This is a genomic window from Prosthecobacter sp., from assembly GCF_044236155.1.
Classification (GTDB): Bacteria; Verrucomicrobiota; Verrucomicrobiia; order Verrucomicrobiales; family Verrucomicrobiaceae; genus Prosthecobacter.
In genome coordinates this window covers 21,019-46,486 of record NZ_JBIIHA010000020.1, presented here as the reverse complement: position 1 = coordinate 46,486, position 25,468 = coordinate 21,019, and the positions used below count along the sequence as shown (strand labels likewise).

The 25,468-nt window shown below is 61.9% G+C and carries 21 protein-coding genes; all 21 read right to left on the bottom strand.

The window, feature by feature from the left end; genetic code table 11:
• Positions 1 to 104: 104 nt before the first annotated feature.
• The 21 genes from ACILSE_RS16365 to ACILSE_RS16265 all read right to left on the bottom strand — a co-directional run bounded on the left by ACILSE_RS16365 (position 105) and on the right by ACILSE_RS16265 (position 25,211).
• Complete coding sequence (locus ACILSE_RS16365) at positions 105 to 1,439, bottom strand: hemolysin family protein (RefSeq protein ID WP_395718492.1); 1,335 nt, start codon at positions 1,437 to 1,439, stop codon at positions 105 to 107.
• Between the two features lie 50 nt (positions 1,440 to 1,489).
• Positions 1,490 to 2,488, bottom strand: coding sequence for a 2-hydroxyacid dehydrogenase (locus tag ACILSE_RS16360; RefSeq protein WP_395718491.1), 999 nt, complete (start codon positions 2,486 to 2,488; stop codon positions 1,490 to 1,492).
• An 11-nt stretch (positions 2,489 to 2,499) separates the two neighbouring features.
• Positions 2,500 to 3,732, bottom strand: coding sequence for a DUF1501 domain-containing protein (locus ACILSE_RS16355; protein ID WP_395718490.1), 1,233 nt, complete (start codon positions 3,730 to 3,732; stop codon positions 2,500 to 2,502).
• 175 nt (positions 3,733 to 3,907) lie between these two features.
• Positions 3,908 to 5,593 (bottom strand): DUF1800 domain-containing protein, encoded by a 1,686-nt coding sequence (locus ACILSE_RS16350; protein WP_395718489.1) that lies wholly within the window; start codon positions 5,591 to 5,593, stop codon positions 3,908 to 3,910.
• A 13-nt stretch (positions 5,594 to 5,606) separates the two neighbouring features.
• Positions 5,607 to 6,644 carry a class I SAM-dependent methyltransferase gene (locus ACILSE_RS16345; protein WP_395718488.1) on the bottom strand — a complete coding sequence of 346 codons (1,038 nt, stop codon included), beginning with the start codon at positions 6,642 to 6,644 and terminating at the stop codon, positions 5,607 to 5,609.
• Positions 6,645 to 6,744: 100 nt separating this feature from the next.
• A complete protein-coding gene (locus tag ACILSE_RS16340; protein WP_395718487.1) occupies positions 6,745 to 8,625 on the bottom strand; it encodes a hypothetical protein in 1,881 nt (626 codons plus the stop codon).
• A gap of 132 nt (positions 8,626 to 8,757) precedes the next feature.
• Complete coding sequence (locus ACILSE_RS16335; RefSeq protein ID WP_395718486.1) at positions 8,758 to 9,315, bottom strand: hypothetical protein; 558 nt, start codon at positions 9,313 to 9,315, stop codon at positions 8,758 to 8,760.
• Positions 9,316 to 9,344: 29 nt separating this feature from the next.
• Positions 9,345 to 9,677 (bottom strand): hypothetical protein, encoded by a 333-nt coding sequence (locus tag ACILSE_RS16330; protein WP_395718485.1) that lies wholly within the window; start codon positions 9,675 to 9,677, stop codon positions 9,345 to 9,347.
• A gap of 355 nt (positions 9,678 to 10,032) precedes the next feature.
• Positions 10,033 to 10,785, bottom strand: a complete 753-nt coding sequence (locus ACILSE_RS16325) for a DUF2934 domain-containing protein (RefSeq protein WP_395718484.1) — start codon at positions 10,783 to 10,785, stop codon at positions 10,033 to 10,035.
• Between the two features lie 81 nt (positions 10,786 to 10,866).
• Entirely contained in the window at positions 10,867 to 12,003 is a 1,137-nt protein-coding gene (locus tag ACILSE_RS16320) for a site-2 protease family protein (RefSeq protein ID WP_395718483.1), read from the bottom strand.
• A gap of 23 nt (positions 12,004 to 12,026) precedes the next feature.
• Positions 12,027 to 14,732 carry an MGH1-like glycoside hydrolase domain-containing protein gene (locus ACILSE_RS16315; RefSeq protein ID WP_395718482.1) on the bottom strand — a complete coding sequence of 902 codons (2,706 nt, stop codon included), beginning with the start codon at positions 14,730 to 14,732 and terminating at the stop codon, positions 12,027 to 12,029.
• 252 nt (positions 14,733 to 14,984) lie between these two features.
• Entirely contained in the window at positions 14,985 to 15,206 is a 222-nt protein-coding gene (locus ACILSE_RS16310) for a hypothetical protein (RefSeq protein ID WP_395718481.1), read from the bottom strand.
• Between the two features lie 92 nt (positions 15,207 to 15,298).
• Positions 15,299 to 15,433 (bottom strand): hypothetical protein, encoded by a 135-nt coding sequence (locus tag ACILSE_RS16305; RefSeq protein ID WP_395718480.1) that lies wholly within the window; start codon positions 15,431 to 15,433, stop codon positions 15,299 to 15,301.
• Positions 15,434 to 15,482: 49 nt separating this feature from the next.
• The gene (locus ACILSE_RS16300; RefSeq protein WP_395718479.1) at positions 15,483 to 16,334 is read right to left on the bottom strand and encodes an SDR family oxidoreductase; all 852 of its coding nucleotides are present in this window, start codon (positions 16,332 to 16,334) and stop codon (positions 15,483 to 15,485) included.
• Between the two features lie 87 nt (positions 16,335 to 16,421).
• Positions 16,422 to 16,625, bottom strand: a complete 204-nt coding sequence (locus ACILSE_RS16295; protein ID WP_395718478.1) for a hypothetical protein — start codon at positions 16,623 to 16,625, stop codon at positions 16,422 to 16,424.
• A gap of 53 nt (positions 16,626 to 16,678) precedes the next feature.
• Entirely contained in the window at positions 16,679 to 17,356 is a 678-nt protein-coding gene (locus ACILSE_RS16290; protein WP_395718477.1) for a response regulator, read from the bottom strand.
• Entirely contained in the window at positions 17,295 to 19,187 is a 1,893-nt protein-coding gene (locus ACILSE_RS16285; RefSeq protein WP_395718476.1) for a PAS domain S-box protein, read from the bottom strand. Before ACILSE_RS16285 ends, ACILSE_RS16290 begins: the two co-directional genes overlap by 62 nt.
• An 18-nt stretch (positions 19,188 to 19,205) precedes the next feature.
• The gene (locus ACILSE_RS16280; RefSeq protein WP_395718475.1) at positions 19,206 to 20,096 is read right to left on the bottom strand and encodes a DUF6268 family outer membrane beta-barrel protein; all 891 of its coding nucleotides are present in this window, start codon (positions 20,094 to 20,096) and stop codon (positions 19,206 to 19,208) included.
• Positions 20,097 to 20,275: 179 nt separating this feature from the next.
• Positions 20,276 to 21,727 carry a TolC family protein gene (locus ACILSE_RS16275; protein WP_395718474.1) on the bottom strand — a complete coding sequence of 484 codons (1,452 nt, stop codon included), beginning with the start codon at positions 21,725 to 21,727 and terminating at the stop codon, positions 20,276 to 20,278.
• Positions 21,724 to 23,004, bottom strand: a complete 1,281-nt coding sequence (locus ACILSE_RS16270) for an HlyD family secretion protein (protein WP_395718473.1) — start codon at positions 23,002 to 23,004, stop codon at positions 21,724 to 21,726. Before ACILSE_RS16270 ends, ACILSE_RS16275 begins: the two co-directional genes overlap by 4 nt.
• Positions 23,001 to 25,211, bottom strand: a complete 2,211-nt coding sequence (locus tag ACILSE_RS16265; RefSeq protein ID WP_395718472.1) for a peptidase domain-containing ABC transporter — start codon at positions 25,209 to 25,211, stop codon at positions 23,001 to 23,003. Before ACILSE_RS16265 ends, ACILSE_RS16270 begins: the two co-directional genes overlap by 4 nt.
• Between the last annotated feature and the right edge of the window lie 257 nt (positions 25,212 to 25,468).

Here is a 25,468-nt window from a genome sequence, read left to right as displayed (position 1 = left end):
CGAATGACAGGCAATCAGCAAATGGATGAGGAAGGAGGAGAGATTGCGCCTGCCTTGATGGAGATTGGAAGAGGCTTGCTGTCTGGGAGGCGCCTCTCGGATGCTCATGATGAACCAGGCGACCGCGTGGCGATGCTCGAATCCGATGGCAGCCGCCGCAAGGAGACCTTGTCGATGCGCTGGCGGTCCATGTCGATGATTTCGATCTCAAAGCCGCCCACGGTGAATTTTTCACCCTCGCGCGGCAGGCGCTCCAGGTGCTGCATGATGAAGCCGGCGAGCGTCTGGAAGGCATCGTCCTCTGCGTTTGCCACGGCTTCGAAGCCGGTGATCGCGGCGTTTATCGCGTCGATCTCCGTCATGCCATCAGCCATCCACATGCCGGGGGAGGTTTCACGCACCTGGAGCGGGCTGGAGGTGTCCGGGCGGTTGGTTTTGAGATCGCCCACGACCTCCTCGGCGAGGTCTTCGATTGTCACCATGCCGCGCACGATGCCAAACTCGTCCGTGACCATCGCGGCGTGATGCGAGGCCTTGCGAAGCTCCTCCAGCAGGGTGAGCGCGGGTTGATTGTCGGAGACGAAAACCGGCTCGCGCATCAGCTCGCTCACCTTTTGCGTGCTGCCGGCTGCCACGGAGAGAAACAGCGCCCGGAGGGAGACCATGCCCTCCACATGGTCCCGCGTTTCGCCATAAACCGGGAACACCACCTGCCGCACGCCCTCGCCCAGTTCCTCCGCCACGCTCGCGGCGCTGTCGTCCACATGGAGAAAGACCAGCTTCGGTTTCGGGCGCATGATTTCCTCCGCCTTCAACTCGCGCAGGTCAAAGACGCCCTCCACCAGCTCGCTCTCCTCATGGCGCACATTGCCAGTGATGAGGCCCTCGCGCAGCAGCACCTCCACCTCCGCGGTCGTCGGGCCGCTCTGGGCCGGTGATTTGCCAAACAAACGCATCAGCGTCCGCGTGCTGAGCTCCAGCAGCCACACCAGCGGACTCGCCGCGCGGGAGAGCCAGTCCATCGGCCCCACCATGAGGCAGGCGATGCCTTCCGCATTGCGCAGCGCGAGGCTTTTCGGCACCAGCTCGCCGATGATGAGCGAGAGATAGGTGATGAAAGCCACCACCAAGCCGAACGCCACCTCCTCCGCATGCTCCGCCAGGAAGGGAGCCTCCTTCAACCAAGGCGTCACATAACCCGCGAGACTCGCCCCACCAAAAGCGCCCGCCAGAACGCCCACCAGCGTGATGCCGATTTGCACGGTGCTCAAAAACCGCTCCGGATTCTCCGCCAGCTTCAGCGCCAGTCGCGCCCCGGCGCTGCCTTTTTCAGCCCGCTCCAGCATCCGCGCTTTTTTGGCCGACACGATGGCGATCTCCGCCATGGCAAACACGCCGTTGAAGACGAGAAGCAGGAGGATGAGGAGGAGTTCGGTCATGGAATCAAGATGTGATGTGCTCCTTCATTATGAGCATCTCATCATGCTCTTCAAACCGTCGTTCCTTCAAGCCAGGACTTTCCATTTCTCAACCGCTGGAGGTTGTCGAGCGTCGTCCCGGCGATCTGACCGAGGGCCTCGTGGGTCAAAAAGGCCTGGTGGGAGGTGATGAGCACGTTCGGGAAGGTCAGCAGGCGGGAAAGCTCGTCGTCTTGCAACGGACGGCCGGAGTGATCTTCAAAGAAGATGCCTTCCTCCTCCTCATAGACATCCAGTGCCACGCCGCCGAGGTGGCCGGTCTTTAAGGCGTCGATCACGGCCGTGGTGTCGATGAGCTTGCCGCGGCTGGTGTTGATGAGAAAGGCTCCGCGCTTCATGCGGGCCACGGTTTGCTCGTTGATGAGATACTTGGACTGCGGCGTGAGCGGCAGGTGCAGGCTCACGATGTCGCTTTGTGCCAGCAACTCATCCGGCGGCACATAGTTCAGTCCGCATGTGGCAGCCCACTCAGGCTTCGGATAAGGATCATAGCCGAGCAAACGCACGCCAAAGCCGCGAAACACCTCCGCCGTCACCTGGCCAATTTTTCCCGTGCCAATGATGCCGACGGTCTTTCCGAACACATCGAAGCCCACCAGACCGTGCAGCGAGAAATTGAGATCGCGCACGCGGTTGTAGGCGCGGTGGATCTGGCGGTTCAGCGTGAGCAGCAGCGCCACCGTGTGCTCCGCGACGGCATGCGGTGAATACGCAGGCACACGCACCACGGCGATGCCATGCGCCTTCGCGGCCGCGAGATCGACATTGTTAAAGCCTGCGCAACGCAGCGCGATGAGGCGCACGCCATGCTCCGCCAGCACTCCGATGCATGCCGCATCGACACGATCATTCACAAAGACGCACACCGCCTGCGCACCAGCTGCCGACGCGGCTGTTTCCGCGTTCAGGCGAAAGTCATGAAACCGCCATTCGATGCTTTCAGCGTCCTTCGCCGCCTCGCGGAAGGCATTCTGATCATAGGGTTTAGTGTCGTAGAAGCTGACGATCATGGCAGATGGGATCACACGATGCCGAGGGCTTTCGGCATTGCGAAGCCGGGAAAGATGCTTTTCACGTCGTCGAGGCCGACGCGTTTGGTGAGGACTTCGCTGAGTATGGTGCGGTAGTCGGTGGCGATGGCAAGGTCGGCGCCTTCGTCGAGATGCTCGTTGGCGAGGCCGCGCCATTCGCCGTGGAGCCGGCCGCCATTGATTCCCTGGCCGAGGACCATGTGGACGCCTCCGTAGCCGTGGTCGGTGCCTTCGCTCTGGTTTGATTTGAGCCGACGGCCAAACTCGGTGTGCACGACGATGGTCATTTTCGAATGGAAGCGGCTCATATCGTTGTAAAAGGCATGCAGGGCGCGGCTGAGCTCGCTGACCTGCTCGTTGAAGCGATACTCCTGGCTCTCGTGCGTGTCCCAGCCGTCGTAATCGACGGTGGCGACGCGGAGACCGGCATCCATTTTCGCGATCTGCGCGAGGCTGCGCAAACTGTCGCCAAGGCCGCCGATGTCGTTGTAGCTGACACCTTTTTCGGGCGTGTAGTCCTGCACATTGCCATCGCCATCCCGCGGGAGCTTGGTTTGCAGCGCCGTGATGGTGTCGAGCGTGAGTTTGCCGGTGCGGTGGATGCTTTCGCGGCCTTCGTAGAGGCGCTTGAGCAGCGCGACCTGGCGCTCATGGCCGTAGTTGAAGTCGCGTGCCTCGGTCATGGAGACGGCGACTTTGGAATGCAGGAGCGAGTCCGGCAATTCGCCGCCGACAGCCACCGCCGGCAACAAACCGCGCGGCGAGAGGGCTTCGATGGTGCGCGTGAGCCAGCCGCTGGCGACGCCGATGTCTTTTTGATCGGCTACGCCGCGCTCCATCATGTCCTGCGCCTCGAAATGGCTGCGGGAGCCGTTTTGCAGGCCGCAGGCATGGATCATGGCGAGATGGCCGCTGTCGTAGAGTTCCTTCAATGGCGCGGCTTCTTTGTGCAGGCGCATGTCGATGCCGTTGTAGCCGTTTTTGAGCGAGAGGCCTTCAAACTTGCCCGCATCAGTGACGCGCAGCCACTCGGGACGTGCGGCGATGTAGTCTTTGTCATTCGCAGGGCCGAGGAGGTTCAGTCCATCGCAACCGCCGCGGAGGAAAAGCACGACGAGGAGGTGGTCGCGGCTCTGCGCGGCATCCGCAGCGTAAGTGAGGCTGGAGATGCGGCTGGTGGCGAGGGAAGCGAGCGCGGTGGAGAGGAAGGTGCGGCGGCGCATGGGATTTATGATTTACGATTGATGACTTATGATTTGGAGATCGCCGTCAGTGCAGTTGTGGCGTGCTTTTTGGACGAGAGAATGGGGATAGAAGAATGACTGGTTTTGGATTCTCTTGTCCCCATTCTTCTATCGATGATCCGGGTGCTCATGAGAGGGTGAGATGTTGGTTGGATCAGCGGAGTTGATACTCCGGCGTGGCGGCGATGAGGGCGGTGAATTCGCCGAGGTGCTCGGCGAGGTCGGATTCGTCGAGGGTGATCTCGGCGTCGGGATCGTGGTGGGCGGGCTTGCCGTCGTCGTATTCGCGGAACCATTGGGTGAGTTCTTCGCGCGTGTGAGGCTCGAGAAGGCCGGGCGCGAGGCGGTCGAGCCAGTGCTCGGCGACTTCCTGCCAGGTCTTTTTATCTGGCGGCGTGCTGCGGAGGAGGTTCATACGCACGACGTCGCCATCGAAGCCGCCGGTGGCGAGGTCGCGGGCGAATTTCCAGCGTTTGAGCAGGCTATTCGGGCTCTGCCAGTAGTCGGCGGTGTCGGGATGGCCGGTGGGCGGTCCCCACATGAAAAGACGCTGGCCGCACTCGCCGAGCCGCCAGAGGAAATCGCCCTCGGGTCGCAAATCAGCCCCGGTGGCGCGGATGAAGCCGCAGATGAACTCCAGCGGGCGCTTGGTCTTTTGCCCAAAGCCGCCCTGCATCTCCGGCGAGAGCAAAATCTCGCGCATGACGTGCGCGATTTGATCGGGCGACTTTGCGTGCTCGGTCCACACCTTGGCGACGCGTTTGACGAGGTCTTCGTTCGGCTCATCAGCGATGAAGCGACGGCAGAGTTTGCGGCTCAAGTAAATGGCGGTGCCGGGATGGAAGGCGGCGAGGTCGAGCACGGCCATGCCATCGGCGAGCGGCGGTTGATTGGCCTCCAGCTCGACGCCGAGCACGCGTTTTTGATACGGATCATGCCAGGGCGCGTGGTAGTGAAAGCCACCGGTCTCGGGGAAGCGCTTGCCATCGTCGTAATACTCGCCGTCTGCAGCCGTCCAGCCAGTGAAGGCCCGCGCGGCCTCATACACATCCTGATCGATGAAACCATCCGCTTTGCCTTCGAGAGCGCCGGGCACCTCGCGCCATTTTTTGTGCAGGTGATTCAAATAGTGCTCCGCGCCGAGCGTGTGCAGTTCGAAGAGCTCGCGGGCGTAGTTTTCGTTCGCGGGACTGGCCTTGCTGCTGCGGTTGTTGAGGTAATACAGCATCGGCAGGCCCTGCGCGACGGCTTGCAGCATCTCGCGGAAATTGCCGAGCGCATGCCGCCGGATGACATCGCGATCATACGCTGGCCAGACGGCGCGGATGGTGTCATGCGCGTCGATGTTGACGTTGAAGTGGTTGTGCCAGAAATCGACGAGCAGCTCCTTCACCTGCCATTTGGAATAGCAGGCGCGGATGAGCGTGGCGACCTCGACCTCGAAGGAGCAGCGCTCGACTTCCTGATATGGATAGTCGTCTTGGCGCTGGACGCGGAAAAGCTGCTCCAGCGGCTTGTCGAGCGCGGTGAGGCCGCGTTTCTCCTTCACCTTGAACTTCTGTTTTTCGGGCTTTTTGCCGTCGGGAGCCTCCGCGGCCATCATGGCGGGCTTTTCGGCCTTCATCATCATCGCGGGTGCCATCATGCCCTCGTGCTCGTATTCGATTTCGAGCTTGTGGGAGGCGATGCGCTTCACCGCGTCGTCTTTGGCCGATGCATCCGGTTTGAGCTGCTCCTCGACCCACGCACTCCAGCCGATGCTTTCGACGCGGGCGATTTCTTCGGCGGTGGGACCAAAGGTGGCGCGGTTCAGCGCGATGTAGGCAGGTGATGGCTGCATGGCGAAAATGGCATCATGCGACTTCGAGAAGGTTCACGCTCGCTTGGGAGCCCAGGGCGTGGCGATGCGGATGTTCGATCTCGCGGGCGAGATGCTGGAGGAGCGTTTTGCCATCGGTAAAGCGGGCGATGGCCTGGCGCTCGTCCCATTGGCGGCGGAGTTTTTGGATGGGGCGTGTGTAAGGATGCGCGGTGAAGGCATGCGCGAGCGCGGTGTGATCGCGGAGGATGCGGGCGATGCGATCCGCATTGTCGGCAAGCGGCGAGGGCGCGGCCTCGACGGACGTCTCGGGCTTTTCAAAGACGGCAGTCACATTGCCGCCGTCCTCGGAGGTGAAGGTAGTGACGACATTGAGGCCCGCACGGCGTCCTGCCTGAGCGAGCGTGGCGGCGTTGAAGTTGTAGAGATGTGCCTGATGGAACCGGCTGGAGGGCCAGATGCAGCGGCTTTCGACGTTTGGCACCTCAATGTAGAGCTTGCCACCCACGCGCAGCCATTGGGCGGCCTGTTTGAAGGCCTCCACCGGATGCTCGAGATGCTCGGCGACGTGGAAGAGGGTGACGAGATGGAGACTGCATGGCTGCACGCGTGCCTCGGCGAAGCCGCCGATCTGCACGGGGATGCCGAGCACATCACGCGAGTATTCGGCGTAGCCGATGTTTGGCTCGATGCCGCGTGCGTCATGTCCGAGCTCACGCAGGATGAAGACGAGTTCACCGCCGCCGGAGCCGAAGTCGAGCACACTCGATCCAGGAACGAGCAGCGGCATGAGATGACGCATGCGGCCCTGCGCGACGCGGCCAGCACGATAAGTGTGCTTCAGCCGCGGCTGCCAGGCCTGTTTGTAGGCCACGCGATAGCCTTCGCGGTAAAAGTCGTCGATCTGGGTGGTGTTGGGCCGTGGATCGGAGAAGACAAGGCCGCAGTTTTCACAGATCACGCTACGCAGCGGCTGCCCATCGCGGTCTTTGCTCGCCACTTCGGTGAAGTGCGTGCTGTGGCAGAGTTCGCAATGCTCGACGAGCGTGGTGCTGATGGCGTGGAGGGGCATGAAGTGGCTGCGTGAGGAAAGAGTTGGTTTGGTTTTGGCAAGAAAACACGGTTCAGAGAAGCTCGGGAAATTTTCTTGTCCATCAATCTTCTTCTCAGAGCTATGGATGAGCGATCTCGACCCAGCGGGTCTTCACTGCGGCGCGGGTGGGGATTTGCCAGCTCTCTCGACGGTCGAGGAGTTTGGTTTGCTGCTGCTCGCCGGTGCTGTCGGTCCAGGCGAAGGTGACTTTCGAAGTGCTGCCGCTGACGGAATAGAGCAGATGGCCTTCGGCGCGGAGGTAGCGCTTGCCGCCGGTGTTGTGAAAGCGCACGCGGACTGTGCTGGCGGTGTTTTCAGGTGTGTCGAGCGCGGCGCTCCACATGGACTGCGACCAGAAGTCCTTCGGCTCGGCTCCGCGACGATGGATGCGGCCGTCTTTGAGGAGCGGGGACCATTTTTGGCCGCCATCGAGTGAGTAGTCGATGTGATAGGCGATGTCCGGGCTGGGTGGATTGCTGGAGGCGACCTGCGCGGCGGCGTGGATGCCGTGGATGCTTTCTCCACGCGGTGTTTTGAATTCGAGCGTGACTTTGGGCGAATCAAATGCGCCTTCGATGATGCGCGGGGCAGCTTGCTGCTTGTTCGGGCCGTAGCTGACGATGCCGCGTCCGCTGGCCTCATGCACGATGAGCGCGCCGTTGTCTTTGAGACGCGGGAAGGTGGCGGGATTGGCCTGGCAGACGGTGGTGAGAGTGATGGCGGCTTTTTGGAGGTCGTCGGCGGAGGCGTGGAGGCGCAGATGATACTGGCGGTGGCCTTTGACGTGGTCGGTGAGGTCGAGGCCGTCTTTGAAGGTGCCCGCTTCATGCCAAGACGTGCCGCCATCGGTGGAGACGGCGACGGCGCAGGTGGCGCTGCCGCGCAAAACGAGGCCGTTTTTGCCGCCGGGCTTGTAGATGCCCCACTCGCTTTCATCCGGCGGCGTGGCCCCGATGATGTAGGGCGTGAAGAACTCGAGCGTGACGTGTTTTTCATCGCTGCTGACGACGCCTTCGACGAAATCGGGCTGCCAGTGATACACGGCGTTGCCATAGCGAGCTTGGCCCTCGATGTGCGGCGTGCCGTTTTGCGAGCCGTGCATCTTTTCGGGCTGATTCACCCAGGTGCGGGAGCGTTCGGGGCCGGGGATGCCCTTGGTCATGGGATTGCGGCCCCAGAAGACGAAGGTCTTGCCATCCGCGAGTCCGGGCTCGAACCAGCGGCGGAGGCTTTCACCTTTGCGAAGCTGCACGATGGGCGGAGGCCCCGCGTAACCGGCGCGATACTCCGCGCTGTTGAAGGCGGCGTAGGAGGCACCGTCGTCCTTGTGCAAGCCGCAGATGAGCCAGCCTTTTTGCCGCTCGGGATGGTAATCGCGCCTCGCGAAGCGCTCATGGTGCTGCGAGATGGTGCTCAGCTCGAGCAATGAGGTGCCCATGGCATCATAGATAACGGTGGAGAGATCGTGATCGAGCATGCCCCAGCGGCCGTCGCCATACACACCGCCTTTGAGGAAGACCTCGAAGCTGTTGTGGCCGTGCGTGCCGGTGACACGGCTGCGGCAGGGGCCGAGCAGCGCATCCAGCTCGGCGGTCCATTGCGCATGTGTGGTGCCGCAGAGGCCGAAGCCATGCGCGAAGAGGCCGGTCCAATATTCGCGTGTGGCATGCTGCGAGCCATTGGCGAAACCTTTGCCCCACAGGTTTTCTTTTCCCTCCTCGCCGTGGGCGTAGTGGGTGTTGCGGAAGAACCACGCAGCGAGCGCCTTGTGATGATCGCTGTCTTTGTCCTCGCCCGTGGTCCTCACATACTGCGACCACTGCGTGGCCGCGAGGCGGTCAAACGAGGACATCGCGAGCTCGCCCGGATACCACGGATGATCGGTGGCGAGCTGCGGATCACCGACGGCAGCGTGGAGGCTGGGAAGGAGGAAAAAGAGCGAAAGCAGGAGCGGGCGCATAGGGTGGAAGATGAAAGATGAAATTCAGAAACGACGGCACGCATGACCTGCGAAAGCCGCGTGCATTCCCATCACCGCCAGGCGATTGCTCCACCGAGGCAGGAAGTTTTGTCGTGGGCTGGCGGCGGTTTTTCATCGCACTGCGAGTTGATGATTGACCGTCACCTTCTGCCAGGCTGAGCTTATCATCCTGAAAGCGACGGCGGGCTGAATGAAGCCATGCGTGAGCATACGATGAACTTCCCGTGCGGTCGCCATGTCCAGATCGTAATACCACTGCTCGGCAAACATCCCCCTCAAGTCCGTGAACCCGATGTGGCCGACCTGGCTTCCCTCACAATACTTGACCGCAGCCACAAGTCCAAAAACGACCCATGCCTCACGATACTGTGCGACTTGAGCATCTTGATCATCGAACAACGGCTGGCTGCTACCGATGAAAATGCCCAGGCGCCCCTTTGCGTCACGCACGGCGTGAGGCCACACACGCGTGGCAACAGATCTTGAGCCCGACATCATCGACTCAACGCGATCGGCAATCTCCTCGAGCCTGTGCAGTTCAACACGGTTGAGGGGAGCAGCCGCTCGTTCATGAACATCCATTCCAGCCTGAGATGCGTTCGACATTGTTGATAGAAAGGCCGAGGCACCGATTGCAGCGAGAGCCGTTCGGCCAAAATTGAGTTTCATGGTTTGGTTGGTGGAGAGTCCGAATTTAATCAGCCGCGGTGCCCGGCCTTCACACCACGCGGCGCGGCATCAAGCTCGCGCATTTTCATGGCACGCATGGTGAGTGTTTTGCGCACGGAGGCGGTGAGCTTCAGCAGGGCCTCGTCAAAGGTGTGGCCTGCGGAACGTGCGAGCACATCCGGGCCAGGGACGCTGAGCATCACGGAGAGATGATACGGCGGCGTCTGCTGCGAGAGCTGCTCGATGCGCACCTGGGCACGTGAGATGGTCTTGAGGGTGGAGAATTGCTCCAGCGTCTGATGGATTTGAGATTCCCATTTTGAGCGAGGGTCGCAGCCGAACCAGTCGAGTTGGATGATCATGAGGGTGTGTGGGTGGGAAGGAGTTTCCAACGGGAGCCGCGGTGTGTCCGGGGAGGCATGGCCAGGGGTTTATTTGGACACACGCACGGCTCCCGTCAGAGGGGTGACAGCGCTAGCAAGTGAGGGGTATCCCATGCCAGTCGCTGTGACGTGGGTTCAGCTCTTCGCCTTCGCGTGGTACGAAAAGCTGCGTGTTGTCCATCGAGCATGAGCGCAACGCCAAAAGAGAATATGCAAGCGGATGAAGTCGTGAGTTCATGGTGATTCTTTAGAACATTGAGATGCTGCCATGCGAACATCGGGGCTCCAATGGGCAGCCTCACCTCGCGCATATCAGCAAACGGCTGAGATGGCCTCACCAGTGCTCCGGCGCAGCCGCCACGGCGCTGGACTGGTGTTTGAGAAACTCCCGCTCCGCCCCCAGCCAGAAATCGAGCTCCTGACCATGCGGACGGCCCGCATGCAGCCAGAGGTGATAGGCACGCATGCGGATCTCCTCGCGCAGATGCGGCGCGGTGATGATCACCGGCGGGTCCGCATAGGCAGCGGGCATGCTTTTGGGGGTGGGAGATGTTTCTGGCTCGTCGTTTGGCTCCGCACCTGCGAGGGGAGCTTCCGCTTCCAGGCATTTCTCGATGGCATTGAGAACCAGATCCCGCTGCGGGTCCGCATCGAGCTGCGTGGCGCACACATGCCGCGTGGACCAGCGGGCGGCGAGACGGCTGGTAAAGGCACACAGCGGCCCATCACCATCCTCGAGCGCCACAAGCAATGCCCGCTCATCCTGCTGCTCCACGAGGCTATGATCCAGCCAGCGCTCCACATGCTCCGGCGGGCGTCCATGAAGACTGGCGAGCAAAATGAGCGGCGAGACCTCCGCGACGTGTCCAGCCATGGCCCGCACATCCAGCGCCTCCAGGTGGTGAAACGCCCACGAGTAAAACTGCACGCGCTGATTGCCGCCGAGCAGGCGCTGCATCTGCTCCCTGGCGAGCTGCACACGTGCTGCGGAGCCCGCGCCGTCATGCACGGCCACCACGGGAATGCGGGACTTTGAGCGAATGGAAAAGCCGGCAGGCTGACGGATGGGAGCGAGGTCCGAATTCATGAATCGCATGCTGAGCCCACGCATCGGGCGCCGCCATGCGCAGCTTCTCGCAGCCCTCTTCAGCAAGCGGATGAGGTCCCGTCATGTGGCGTCCTGCACGCGAATGACGCGCACACCGCGCCTCCACACGTCGTGGTGGCCGCTGGAGCCGGTGGCCTCGCGAATGATGATGTATTCATGGAGGTTCTCATTCGTCAGCAGGCCGGTGAGCATGCCATGATTCATGACTGGAAGCGCCAGCGACGGGTCCTCGCGCTCGCGTTGCAGGATGTCATCGAGCAGCTCAGCCTCTTCCACGGTGGCAAAATCCTCGCGCATGATCTCGCCTGCGGTGGTGTCCATCGGGCGGTGGCGCATGGCATCCAGGATATCTGCATGCGCCAGCATGCCGATGATGCGCTCACGCTTCATCACCGGATAGTCATGCTGGGCTCCAGAGAGCATCAGAGCGGCCAGATCCTGCAGCGTGGCGCTGGCGGGCACGGTGTGAAAGCGCGTCACCATCGCCTCGCGCACGCAGGCACCGGACACCACCGCACGCACCTGCGCCATCGAGGCCTCCTGCGCTGCGCCAGACCACACAAACACCGCGATGAGGATCAGCATCGGATTGTAGATCAGCCCGGCCATCGCAAACACGATCGCCATGCCTTTGCCCACCGTCGCGGCGATGCTCGTGGCACGGGCGTAATCCATCTTCATGGCCAAAACCGCCCGCAGCACGCGTCCGCCGTCCATCGGGAAGGCCGGCAGCAAATTGAAGAGCACGAGGCCGATGTTCACCGCCAGCAGACGCTCGATCAGGCCTCCTTCCGCGATGCCGAGAGCACTCACGGGCTCCCAGGCCTGCGCCAGCGTGAGCCACGCGGCGAGGCCGAGAGCGATCACCACATTCACCGCCGGACCTGCCAGCGCCACGAGCAACTCCTGCGAAGGCTTCTCCGGGATGCGCTCCAGCCGCGCCACGCCGCCAATCGGCAGCAGCGTGATGTCACGCGTGCCCACGCCAAAGCGCCGCGCCATCAACGCATGACCATACTCATGCAGCAGCACGCACAGAAAGAGCAGCGCAAAGAACACCATGCCCCAAAACGCCTGCACGAGACTGCCCTGCGGCAGCCAGTGCGCGATACCGACAATCGCCAGCACGATGAGGAAGGTGAAGTGAACGAAGACGTCGATGCCGAGGAAGCGACCGAGTTTGAAGGACCATTTCATGAGAAGGGATTGGGTGAGAAGGTTCAGCGTTTGCGGATCAAGCGAGCCACCAGCGCCGTCCAGCCGGTCTGGTGCGAGGCACCGCAGCCGCGGCCGGTATCGGCGTGGAAAAACTCGTGGAAGAGAATCAGATCACGCCAGGCGGGATCGCTCGCGTAGCGAGAATCACCGCCGTGGCAGGGGCGGTGGCCGTTTTCATCCGGCTCAAACAACCGCGTCATGCGGCGGGCGATCTCGCGCGAGGCTTCGAGCAAGGTCACATGTTTTCCGCTGCCCGTCGGCAGCTCCACGGTGAGCTCATCGCCATAGAAATGATGGTAACGCTCCAGCGCCTCGATGAGCAGATAGGTGATGGGAAACCACACCGGGCCGCGCCAGTTCGAGTTCCCGCCAAACATGTGGCTGTCGCTCTCGCCCGGCACGTAGCGCACAGTTTTGTGCTCGCCCTGCACATGCAGCTCAAACGGATTCGCCTCATGGTAACGCGAGAGCGAGCGGATGCCGAAGGGCGAGAGAAACTCCCGCTCATCGAGCAAGTAAGCCAGCAGGCGCTTCAAACGCTCGCGTGAAGGCAGCGCCAGCAACCGGTGACCATGCGCTCCGCCGCGCCGGCAGTAGCTCACGTGCACCGCGAGATCGCTGCGATGTGCCAGGAACCAGTCCATGCGCTTTTTGAACCCCGGCAGCGCCGCGATGCGCTGCTCGTCGAGCAACTCCACCGCGATGAGCGGCAGCAGACCGACCAATGAACGCGTGCGCAGCGGCAGCGGCGGGTTTCCATCATCGAGGATCTGATCGTAGTAGAAGCCGTCCTGCTGGTCCCACAGACCCTGGCCGCCGAGCGTGTTCATCGCATCCGCGATCTGCACAAAGTGCTCGAAGAACTTCGACGCCATGTCCTCGTAGGCCGTGTTCACACTGCCATCCGGCCGCTGCGCCAGTTCCAGGGCCATGTTCAGCATCGTCAGCGCATAAAAGGACATCCACGCCGTGCCATCGGCCTGCTCCAGCCGCTGCCCGTGCGGCAAAGCGGTGCTGCGGTCAAAGATGCCGATGTTATCCAGGCCGAGGAAGCCGCCCGCGAAAAGATTCCGCCCCTCGCTGTCCTTGCGGTTCACCCACCAGGTGAAATTGAGCAGCAGCTTCTGAAAGCAGCGCTCCAGGAACTCGCGATCCCGTTCACCATGCGGCGCGGTGATCTTGTAAATGCGCCAGCAGGCCCAGGCATGCACCGGCGGGTTCACATCGCTGAATTTCCACTCGTAGGCCGGGATCTGGCCGTTTGGATGCATGTACCACTCGCGTAGAAACAGCAGCATCTGCTCCTTCGCGAAATCCGGGTCCGTCTCCGCAAACGGCAGCATGTGAAACGCCGTGTCCCAGGCCGCGAACCACGGATACTCCCACTTGTCCGGCATCGAGAGGATGTCGCGGGCAAACAAGTGCCTCCAATTCCGATTCCGCCCATCCCAACGCGCCTCCGGCGGCGGCGGATAAGCCGCATCACCCTCCAGCCAGTCCTGCACGACATACTGATAAAACTGCTTCGTCCACAGCAGCCCCGCATGCGCCTGCCGCTGGATCTGTGCATGAGAAGGATTCGCTTCGACGATGTTCGCATAAAACGCATCCGCCTCATGGACCCGGTTAGCAAACAACTCAGAAATGGCAGCAGAATGGGGGCAGCAGAATTCAGATTCATTCTGTTGCCCCCATTCTGTTGCCAATTTTTCCCCGCAAAGCCTCAAATCCATCGTCACCGAGCCTCCAGCCGGAATTACCATCGAATAATGTGCTGCGGCCTTCGTGCCCGTTTGGGCCGGATTGACCGCTCCGGCCTCTTTTTCGATCACATGGCGATGAAAGGCATCTTTGGTGAATTTCGACGCGTTGGGAGATCCGAAGAGCTTTTCGTGATTCGTCTCGTTTTCGGTGAAAAGCCACTGCGGAGCCGTTCCATCGCTCGCGGCAGCCGCGTGGAGCTTGTACAGGCCCAAATCCTCCACCAGATCCGATTCCAGCCCGCGATGGTCGATCTCCAACACCTCGCCATCCAGGCTCAGGCAGGGCTTCACCGATCCTTTTTGCCACGACCACACATTGCGAAACCAAACCGTCGGCAGCACATCGAGTGACGCGGCCTCCGAACCGCGATTGTGAATCGTCACGCGGATGGCGATGTCCTCCGGCCCTGCCTTCGCATACTCCACGAACACATCGAAGTAGCGTCCGTCATCAAACACGCCCGTGTCCGTCAGATCGAACTCCGCATCCCGCAGCCCACGCCGCCGGTTCTCCTCCACCAGCTGCGCATACGGAAACTCGGCCTGCGGGTATTTGTAGAGCGCCTTCAGGTAAGAATGCGTCGGCGTGGAGTCGAGGTAGTAGTACAGCTCCTTCACATCCTCCCCGTGATTCCCCTCCGGCCCGCTGAGTCCGAACAGCCGCTCCTTCAAAATCGGATCGCGATGATTCCAAAGCGCCAGCGCGAAGCACACGCGGCATTGCCGGTCCGTGATGCCCAGCAGCCCGTCCTCGCCCCAGCGATACGCCCGCGACCTCGCATGCTCATGCGGAAAGCTCCGCCACGCCTCGCCCTTCTCCGAATAATCCTCCCGCACCGTGCCCCACTGCCGTTCCGACAGATAAGGCCCCCACCGCTTCCAGTTAGCGGCACGGTTTTTATCTTCCAGAAGGCGCTGATGTTCGGCGGTGAGGTGGGTTGGCATTTTCAGGTCGTGAAAGTCAGTCGCGACGCCGGTTCGACAATGAGGAGACGGCTTTCGAGGCCCTCAGTGAACGGCTTAGCGAGACATGGACTGCGGCAGCCTGCTGCCGCTTTTAAGATGCCAGCCTGCTGGCCGTCGATGGGTGTAAGGTCGTCTTCTTTTCAAATCACAGCCATCCCCCGGCAGCAGGGCTGCCACACACGAAAGCGGCAGCAGGCTGCCGCAGTCCATGCAGTTTCTCCGTGAATTGAGCTACAGGCTCCAATCGTTGTGCCAGCGATATTCGTCGCAACGACGGTCTGTGGAGCCAAAAATGCCGCGATGGACCATCTCGCCACCTGACGTGCTTTGATCCAAAGACGTTTCTGGTTGGATGACCGCTTCGTGGTCGATCACCTCAGTCGGGCTGTGGCTGCATGACGTGAGGGCAAGTGCCAGAATGCAACCGAAGGCTAGCAAGGGCGGCGTTTTCATGTGGTTTGAACGGCTTTTGCAAGGTAGTCTTTAATCGAACGGCATCACCCCGAAGGATGATGCCGCTGATGTCACTCACTGAACTGACCGGTTCACCACATGGCCGGGCCGGTGTCCCAGGTGAGCGGGGCAGCCGGTGCACAGGCAGTCGGAGAGAGGTTCTGGTGACTGCACGAGGCGAGCGCGAGGCCGCAGCCGACGATGAGGAGCGTTTTGCATGTTTTCATGGTTGGGGTTGGGTTGGTTGAGGTTGGGTGAGACGTGTGGTTGTCATCGCTATCCGCCCGTCTCGAAGCCGGGATAGAGAGTCATGCCGCCATCGACGAAGAGCGTGATGCCGTGTACGTAGTCGCTTTGATCGGAGGCCAGCCACACGGCGGCCCGGCCGATCTCTTCGGCCTCGCCGATGCGCTTTTGCGGGATGAGCGTGAGCAGCGCGTCGTAGGCCTCGCGGGTGCTCCACGCGGCGGTGTTGATGGGCGTGCGGATGGCACCGGGGGCGATGCTGTTCACGCGGACGCGGCGCGGGGCCACCTCCTGCGCGAGGCTTTTCATCAGCAGCATGAGGCCACCCTTTGACGCGGCGTAGTTCACATGACCGGCCCAGGGGATGACCTCATGCACGGAGCTGATGCAGATGATTTTTCCCGCGGCGCAGGACAGCGCGGGGTCGATGCCCTGCTTTTTGAAGAGCCGCACGGCCTCCTGGCAGCACAAAAAAGGCCCCGTGAGGTTCACATCCATCACCCGCTGCCACTGCTCGAGCGTGAGATCCTCAAACGCGGCATCGAGCTGGATGCCCGCGTTGTTTACGAGGATGTCGAGACGGCCAAACTCCGCCACCGCGCGCTCAAACATGACGCGCACCTGCTGCGAATCAGACACATCCGCCGGCACGGCGATGGCCCGCGAGCCGCAACGCCTCACCTCCTCGGCCACTTCGAGCGCCTTGTCCGGCTGGCCAAAGAAATTCACGACCACATTCGCTCCCGCATGACCCAACGCGATAGCGATGGCACGGCCAATGCCGGACGAGGCACCGGTGACGAGCGCGGTTTGCCCTTGGAGCAGTTTGAGGACGGGACACGATGGCGGCGGCGGCTCAGGCCATGGAAAAGGAGTCGGCATACGCTGATGCATCCTCTTCATCGACCACCTCGCCAATGCGCAGGCTGCCGAAGGAGAGCTCAGCAATTGGACGAAGCCGCGTCAGGCTCACGGCCAGCCGATATCCGCGCCGAGACGCCAGTCGCACATCGAGCACATCTCGCCGCGCAGGTCCTTGGGACTGGTGATGGCACGACCACAGCCATTGCAGCGAACGACCTCGGCTACGTCGGCGGGCTTGTCTTTGACGGCCGGAGCAGCGCACGAAGATAGCAGCAGGGGCATGCAGAGGATGGTGAACAACGTTTTCATGCGATGATGGTGCGGCGCGGATCGGAACGTGCAAGCAACGAAAGCGTTTGAAGTCATCCCTGCTCCGCCGTCCAGCGCGTGGCGTGGTGGATGAGCTCGGTGGCGTTTCGCAGGCCGAGCTTTTGGCGGATGTGGGCGCGGTGGGTGTCCACCGTCTTGATGCTGAGATGCAGCGTGCGGGCGATCTCGTGCGGCTCCTTGCCCTGGCCGAGAAGGCGATACACCTCGAACTCGCGATCCGTGAGCGTGCTGACAGAGCTGCTCGTGCCGCCTTTGCTGCCGGACATGGCATCGAGGATCTGCGCGGCAATGCGCTCGCTGACGGAAATGCTGCCGCCGAGCACCTTGCGGATGGCTTGCACGATCTTCTCCGGTCCTTCCTGCTTCATGATGTAGCCGCGACCACCCGCTTTGATCACACGCTCTGCATAAAGCGTTTCGTCGTGCATGGAGATGATGAGCACAGGCATTTGCGGTGCGATGGCGCGGATGTCTTTGAGCAATTCGAGACCGCCTTTGCCGGGGAGGCTCATATCGAGCAAAACGAGGTCGGGATGCAGCTTTTCGACAGCCTGCATGGCCTGCGCGGCATCGTTGGCCTCGCCGCACACGGTGAGTTCGGCCTCCAGGTTCACGAGGCCGGTCAAACCGGCGCGGAAGATCGGATGATCATCGACGATGAGGACGCGTTTTTTGGCGGGAGCGTCGTTGGGCGGGTTTTTCTTCGGCATGGTGAGTGGTGGGGTGAAACTGGCAGGTGACAATGACTCCTTTACGGCGGCCGTTGCACACGCTGAGCGTGCCGCCGGCCATCTCGGCACGGTAGCGCATGATGCGCATGCCCATGCCTTCGCTTTGCAAAGGCTCGCGCAGGCCGCCGCCATCGTCGGTGATGGTCAAAGCAGCCCGCGTGAGGCGAATGAGCACTTTTTTGGCCGCGCCGTGCTTCACGGCATTGCTCACAGCCTCCTGCGCGATGCGATAAAGATGCGTGCTGATGGCCTCGTCGTCGATGGGCGGCTCCTCCACGCATTCAAAGAGGCACTTCACGCGAAACAGCTCGCCTGATTGTGCCGCGAGTGTTTCGAGCGCCTTCGCAAAACCACCCTGCTCAGGCGCGACGGGATGCAGACCGCGTGCAAGGCCGCGCGTGTGGGCGAGCGCTTTTTGCAGCAGGCCGCCGATCTTTTTCGCCTCGGCATGGCGCGGTGATTTTTCAGCCTCGAGCATGCGCTGGAGCACATCAGCCATCATCCACGCACCCGCGAGTTGCTGGCCTAGATCATCGTGCAAATCCTGACCGATGCGGCGCTGCTCGCGTTCGCTGATGTTCAGTAATTCTTCCTCCAGCCGCAGCCGAGCGGCGATCTGCTCGGTGAGCGCGGCAGTGCGCTCCTGCACACGCTGCTCGAGCTCCGCATTCAGCTCGCGGATGGTCTGCTCCGCCTCTTTGCGCTCGGTGATGTCCGTGATGTCGATGATGATGAGCGGTCCTTCCGGCGTCTCGACCTGGCTGAGGCTGATCTCCATCGGAAACGGCCCGCCGCGATGCCGCAGGCCCTCCAAATGCATGCCACGAAATTTCTCCGATCGGCCTGGCTGGCGCAAAAACTCGCGTCGGCACGCGGTGAAGCGATTCCGGTCCTCCGCAGGCAGCAGCGATTCAAAAGCCGCCCCGATGATTTTTTTCCGCGGCATGCCAAAGAGCACCTCGGTGCGTGCATTGGCCATGCGCACGACGCCCTCGGCATTCAAAATAACGAAACCATCCGGCGCGGACTCGAGCAGTTGATCAAACATGCGCCGGTCCACATTTCGCTCGGTGATGTCACGCGAGATCTTCGAGAAGCCGGTGATGCGTCCGGCGGAGTCATTCAAAGGTGAGATGGACACCGAGATGTCGATCACGCGGCCATCCTTGCGCACGCGATGCGTCTCGTAGTGGTCGATGCGTTTGCCTTGGCGGATGTGACGGCGAAACACAGCTTCATCATCCGCCGCTTCCAGCGGTCGAAGGAAGCTCACATTGCGCCCGACGGCTTCCTTCGCGCTGTATTGGAAGATGCGCTCCGCGCCGGCATTCCACGTCTGGATCACGCCATCGAGGTCGAGCGTGATGATGGCGTCGTCGGAGTTCTCCACCACGGCGGCGAGACGTTTGCGCGTGGCATCCGCCGCTTGATGCTCGGTGACATCGCGAGCGATGCCGCCGATCTGATACGGCTTGCCGTTCTTGCGGCCGAGAATGATGCCGCGATCCGCCAGCCAGCGCACCTCGCCTTTCTTTCCGATGACGCGATAAAGCACCTCGTAGTCTGGCTTTTCACCGCTGAACCACGCCCGCAGCGCCTGGCGCACCGCGGGCCTGTCCTCTGGATGAATGCCCTCCTCCCACAGGCCCGGTTTGCGCTGCAACTCCGCCAAGCCGCGGCCCCAGATGCGCTCAAAGGCCGGGCTCACATAGGTGAAGCGAGCCGGATTCAGCTCCTTGAACCACAGCACATCGCCGATGTTCTCGACGAGCAGTCGGAAGCGGGCTTCGTCAGGGAGCGCGGGGGCCATGCGGTGAGGAAAGTGGGATCAAAACTGCCAGCGCAGGTTCAGCGCCCCGAAAGGCGCGGACTGCAGCGTTTCATTCGCCAGCACGTTGTTGTTCCCATCGCGAAGTTCAAGCTCGCCGCCGACATTCATACCGGCACGCAGCGAGACGGAAAAGCGGTCCGTGGCCTGATAAATCACCGAGGCCGCCGTCTGCCAGCCATTGAGCTCCACGCGGTTCACATTCGGGTCCTCCACATCCCACGAACCACCGCTCGGGTAGGCGCTGAGGCTCAGCGTCACGCGATCCGTCGCCCGCCAGCCGAGCACGACAAAGGGAGGCGTGACCTGCACGATGAAGGGACCAGGCTTCCAGATGAAACCCAGCGCCGGCACGATCATGCCCTCTTGTGCGCCGTATTGCGCGAAGAAGCCACCCGCGAGGCTGAAGGTGTCCGTGAAGCGATAACCGAGCAGCCCGAGGCCCGAGACCTCAAAGTCATCCCAAGACAGCCCTTGGAAATCCGTGCCGATGCCCGGCGTGACAAAGCCGAGGCCCCACCACTTCGACTGCTCCGGCCGCCAAAACAGGCTCACCTGCGCCTCCAGCGTGTGCAGGGTCTCGCGTTGCAAACCGAGGAATCCATTGAAGTCGAGTTCGCTCAGATTGTAGCTCAACGAGGCGCTGATCCGCAGCGCGTTCACCTTCTTCGTCCACAGCGGCAAAATCGTGCGCACCTCCATGAAGTCGAGCCCGCCCGGGCGGTTCGCGAAGTCCTGCGTGTCGATGAACGTCGTGTCCACCATGTAACCCGGCCGACCGAACCCGAACGCCGCGGGGTCGATGAGATCGACGGAGCGCGATGTGGTGGTGGTTTGAGCGGATAAAGTGAGCGAGGTGGCGAAGAAGAGGGTGAAGAGGGCTTTTTTCATGAGTGGGGGGAATGGCACAAGGCGGGCAAACTACGCCGCAGCGGCTGCGCTGGACTTGCATTTCGATCTCCACGACGCTGCAAGGCAGTCGCGAAGAGTTCGAACCATGCTGTGTTCATCCAGCGCACGCCATCAGCGAACGGCTGAGAATCGGCACCTTCGGTCTCTTCAGTCCCTTCTCAACGCGTCAATTTACTCGGCGCATCCGCGGCAATCGCGGCGCGGTAGTTCGCCTGAGCGCGGAAATAGTCCGCCTGGGCCTCCACTTCGAGGACCTGGGCATCAAAGGTGGCTTGTTCGCGAATTTGAAGCGCGAGCAAATCCGTCGCGCCTTGCTGGAGGCGCTCGTTCTCGGCTTTTTCGAGTTCACGGGCGAGTTCGACGTTTCTGCGGGTCATCTTAAGAGCGTCATACGCGGCGATGAGGGCGCTGTAGGCATCACGCACATCGGCGGTGATGCGGTCGCGGGCGAAACGCTTGTCGTTGTTCAGGCGCTCGATAGTGGCGTCAGCGATGTCGATGCGTCCCTGGGCGTCGCGGCGTTGAAGGGGCAGTTTGAACTCCATCTTGGCCTCGATCTCATTTCGCTCGATGTCCTTGGGGCGATTGCCGCCGAGGAATTGACCGGCTTCGACGCCGAGATCGAGATTGGGCAGCAGGTTGTTCTTGGCGAGCCTGCGGTCGATCTCGACCCTTTCGACAAGGAGCTCGATGCGACGGATTTCGGGACGAAACACAGCGGCCTTGGCGATGTCGGCCGTGAGCTGGCTTTCATCGAGGCGCGGATGCGGCGGGAAGGCTGCTGGCACACGATTGCGCTCGGCAATGATGGGCTCGGCCTTGTCCTTCGTGCGGAAGAAGAGCGAGAGCTCGATGGCAGCGGCCTGAAAGCGCCTCAAAGCCTGCACGGTGGCGATTTCGCGGCTGACGACGAGGCGCTGATTGTCCACCTGCACGATTGGGGCGCTGGCGCCTTTCTTCACTTGCTCCGCAATGGCGCTGTCGCGGTCTTTGGCGATGCGAAAGAGCTCCTCAGCGAGCGCGAGGCGCTGTCCGCTGGCCACCCAGGTGTAGTAGCTGATGGTCCCTGCGCGGATGAAGTCGAGATACTGACGAAGGATGATCGGATCGGCGAGTTCCTGGTCGATCTGCGCCTGCCACAGCGAGGCGCGGCGGCGGTCGATGGTGCCATCACGCAGAAGCGGGACGCGAAAGCCGAGCACGCCCTCGCCATCGACGCCGGTGCGGTCTTTGTTGTAATTCGGCAGGAAGCCGCTGCTCAAACGGTAGCCGCCATACACGCTACCACCCCAAAACGGCAGCGGCTGCTCCAGCATGGCATAACCAGTGCGTCCATCGTAATAGCCCGCGAGGTTCATCGAGCCACCGGCATTCAAATTGAGGTCAAACGCGCCCTGCGCCTGCCGCACGCGACCGTTCGCGATGTCTTGTTCGATCAAGGCGGCGAGAAAAGGCGGGTATTGGCTTTGGACGGAAGCGAGGACTTCGGGGAGAAGAAGCGGCTTCGCGGCAAATGATGAATGACGAATGAGGAATGACGAAAACAGAAGAACCCAGGCCGCGAAGCGACGGAGCACTGAGGACTGAGCACTGAGCACTTGGTTTGTCATTTCTTCGTGGGATCGAGTTTGCCGTCCTTGTTACTGACGATGGGCGGGAAGCCGTTGATTTGACGCCAGAGTTCAAACCAGAGGGGCACCTGGTTCAGCATGACCCATCCATTTGCACGGGCACCTTGGCGGAGCCAGCGGTCTTTGTCCGGCCAGCCGACGGTGACGGGGCCTTTGCCATCGCCGCGATCGACGATGTCATCTGCGGGACCGACCACGACGCGGAATTTGCCACTGCCATCATCCGTGGCATCTACGAAGACGACCTCGCCACCAAACGTGCCGATGGCGAGCTGCGGCCAGCCGATCATCTGCACGGCGGGCCAGCCTTCAAAGGCGAGACGCACCGGACTGCCGGGCTGGCCGTCTTTGCGCGGCTGGATGAGCGGCATGTCGTTGCCATCGACCATGATCTCGACAAAGCGGCTGTCGGTCTCTGGAATGATGACGCAGATGAGCGAGCCGGGCCTCAAGTAGGTGCCATCGGTGGCGGCGACGTTCAGCACGATGCCATCGCGGGGCGATTCGACGACCTGGCGGAGGTTTTGATTGATCTGGATGTCGATGGCGGAGAGATCGCGCTCAGCGGTGGCCACTTCACTCAAGGCGGTGCCTTTTGATGCATGCGTGGAGGCGATGGTGGCATCGAAATCGTTGCTGGTGCGCTTCAGCGCGGCTTCGGCAGATCTCAGCTCGGCGATGGTGGAGTCTCGCGAGAGCGTGGCGAGTTCGAAATTGCGCTGCGACTCGAGTTTCTTCTCAAACAGGTCCTTGGTGCGGTTGTAGTTCAACTGCGAGGTCTCCGCGGCGATCTTCGCGGCGGCCACACGCTGCTCCGCGCCATCGATGGCCTGCGCCTTGGCGAGCTCTTGCTGCGTGATCTGCGCGGTGAGCGATTCGACGCGGCCATTGGCAAAGTCGCGACGGCTTTCGATGGCCTCGCGCTGCGCCTTGAGGTTGTTGAGGAGGTTCGGGTCGTTGTCCTGGATCTCGATGATGAGCTCGCCCTTCTTCACTTTTTGGCCTTCGACGACATGGAGGTGCTTCACGCGGCCGGCGACCTGCGCCTCGATGTTGATGCGGCGGTCGAGAGGGTTGAAGGCGATCACGCGGCCGGCACCGGACACAAACTGCCGCCACGGCAGAAACAAAATGCCGATGACGAAGGCGATGAAGCCGACCAGCAGCAGGCGGCTGAAGATGCGTGTGAACTTCGCGCTGCCGGCAAGGCTCAGCGCGGGCAGCGGAGGCGCTGTGTAAGTGGTGGCGTGGCTCATGAGCGGTTTTGCAGGCGTTGAGTTTCCGATTCCGAAGAGGTGCCGTCGTTCAAGTGACAAGGGGCAAGCTCAATGATCGTGTCGCAGCGCTTCGTGACATCATGGTCACGCGTGGCGAGGATGACCGTCCAGGGCAGCGAGCGGTCGAGGATGGCGGTTTCGAGGAGCTTGAAGGACTCGTCGTCGAGGCTGTCGAAGAGCTCGTCGATCAACAGAAGCCGCGGACGCTGCACGAGAGCGCGGGCAAGCAGCAAACGCGTGCGCTGATTGCCGCTGAGCGGCGCACCGGCGACCTTCAGACGCAAATTGAGGCCTTCGGGGCGATGCAGCAGCACGTCGAGCAGGCCGACACGTTCGAGCGCTGCGCGGATTTCATCGAGACCAACATCCGAACGGCCTAACCGCAGATTTTCGATGATGGTGCCGTCCACGATCTCATCACGGCGCAGCAGCATCACACTCTCGCGAAGCGCCTCGAGATACCAACTGCGCAAATCGAGGCCGTCGATGCTCACATGGCCCTCGACCGGCTGGCGGAGGCCGAAAAGGATGTCGAGCAGCGAACTGGCTCCCGAGCCATGCGGGCCGACGATGGCCGCGCGGCTGCCCGCGGGAATGGTGAAGGTCTTTTTGTCGAAAAGCGTGGCGTGGTAACCAAAAGCCAGCTCGCAGCCGCGCACCTCGGCACCGCCTTCATGCTTCGCGGGTTGCTCACCGTCCTCGCGCTCGATTTCGAGGTCAAAGATGTGCCCCAGCTTGTCCATGGCGGCCATGGCGTCATACCAGGCTTCGAGCTTTTTGCCCATCTTGGCCAGGGAGGCCACGATGCTGCCCATGATGAGCTCCGAAGCCACGAGCTGACCGAGAGTGATCTGCTGGCTCACGACCAGCCAACCGCCGAGCACCAGCAGCGTGGCGCTGGCCAGCACGCTCAGCACCAGCAGGCCGATCATCTGCCGCATGACGATGCGGAAGTGCCCGGCGCGACGGCGCAGATACTCGGTGGAGAGTTGGTTGGCCCTTTCATAGGCCATGTCATAGCCGCCGGGGCCTTTGAAGAGGAACGGGAAGGCGGCGATCTCCTCGAACCAGTTCACCACATCGTATTTCATGCGCGACTCGGCGATGGAGGTGTCCACCGCGCCGCGACCGAGCAGCCAGGTGATCACAATGATGAGCACGAGCAGCACCCCAACGAACAACAGCAGCACCGGATGATACAAAGCGAGCAGCAACATGCCGATGAGGCTGCCAAAGACGAGGTTGATGCCATCGAGCAACAGCAGGGAGGTGCTCTTCTGCGCGGTGACGACATCCAGGAAGCGATTCACCAGCTCCGGCGCGTGCACATCATCGAGCGCCTCCGCCTTCACACGCGGCAGGCGATACGCTAGGTCCGCCGCCGTGCGAACAAAGATGCGCCGCTGGATGATATCGGAGATATAGTATTGAAAACCGCTCACCACCGCCTGCAGCGCCAGCGCCCCAAACAAGGCGAAGGCGAGAATCACGATGGCCTGCACATACGGCTGCGATTGCCCGCCGAAGGCCAGATTGCTCACCACGGCGTCCACCGCGAGCGGCGCCGCAAGGTAGAGCAGTCCCGCAAAAACGGAAAAGATCAGCAGCGTGACGATGTCGCCGCGTTCGGCCTTCAGAAGACGGAAGAAGCGCCGCTCCGGACTCACATGCATCGCGTGGCCATGACCATGGCCGCTCCCAGCCTCTTCGCCATGCGTGTGCGCCTCCTGCGCCACCGCCGCATGCACGCTCATCTCATGCGCAGGACGCTCAGGATGCACGATGCCGGCCTCCACGACCTCGTTCACACTTTTGAGCCCGAGGAGCTCGACGAGCTCGCCGCGGCTGATCGTCACGCGATGCGTGGGATGCTCCCCGTCCGCGATGCGCAGACGAAACCAGCCCGCGAAAGTGATGACGATCCAGCGGGATTCTTTGGCACTCCAAACCACGACCGGCATGTCGTGGTGAGCCCGCCATACGACCTCGGCCAGCGGCAGCCGCACCGGCGTGACATGCATGTAAACCTCCGCCGCCGCCGCGACGAGCTTCGAGAGCGTGTCGGCCTCCCTCTTCACCGCGTTCTGCACGGCAATCAGGGCACGCTCATGATGGTATTCGCTGCCGGTGATGGCGGCGAGCTGGGCAAGGAGGGCCGGGGTGATGGAAAAAGGCGTGGACGGCATGCGTGTCGGAGTACGTCTGGTCGGGGAAGCAGGATGACGTGAGTCTGCACTCTTCCTTCTGCGGCGGACAGATGCAAATCAGCGATTGGCTGAGTTGAAACGGGTAAAACTGGCCGAAACTGCCCTGCGGGCAAGGAAGCAACGGCGAACAAGGGATTCACCAGCCTCAGACAGCGGAAACAGGAGGGGAGCCGGTGATGATGGGCAGGACGCAGCCAAGCCGGGGTGGAGTGAAATAGCCCGCGCAAGGGATGGCG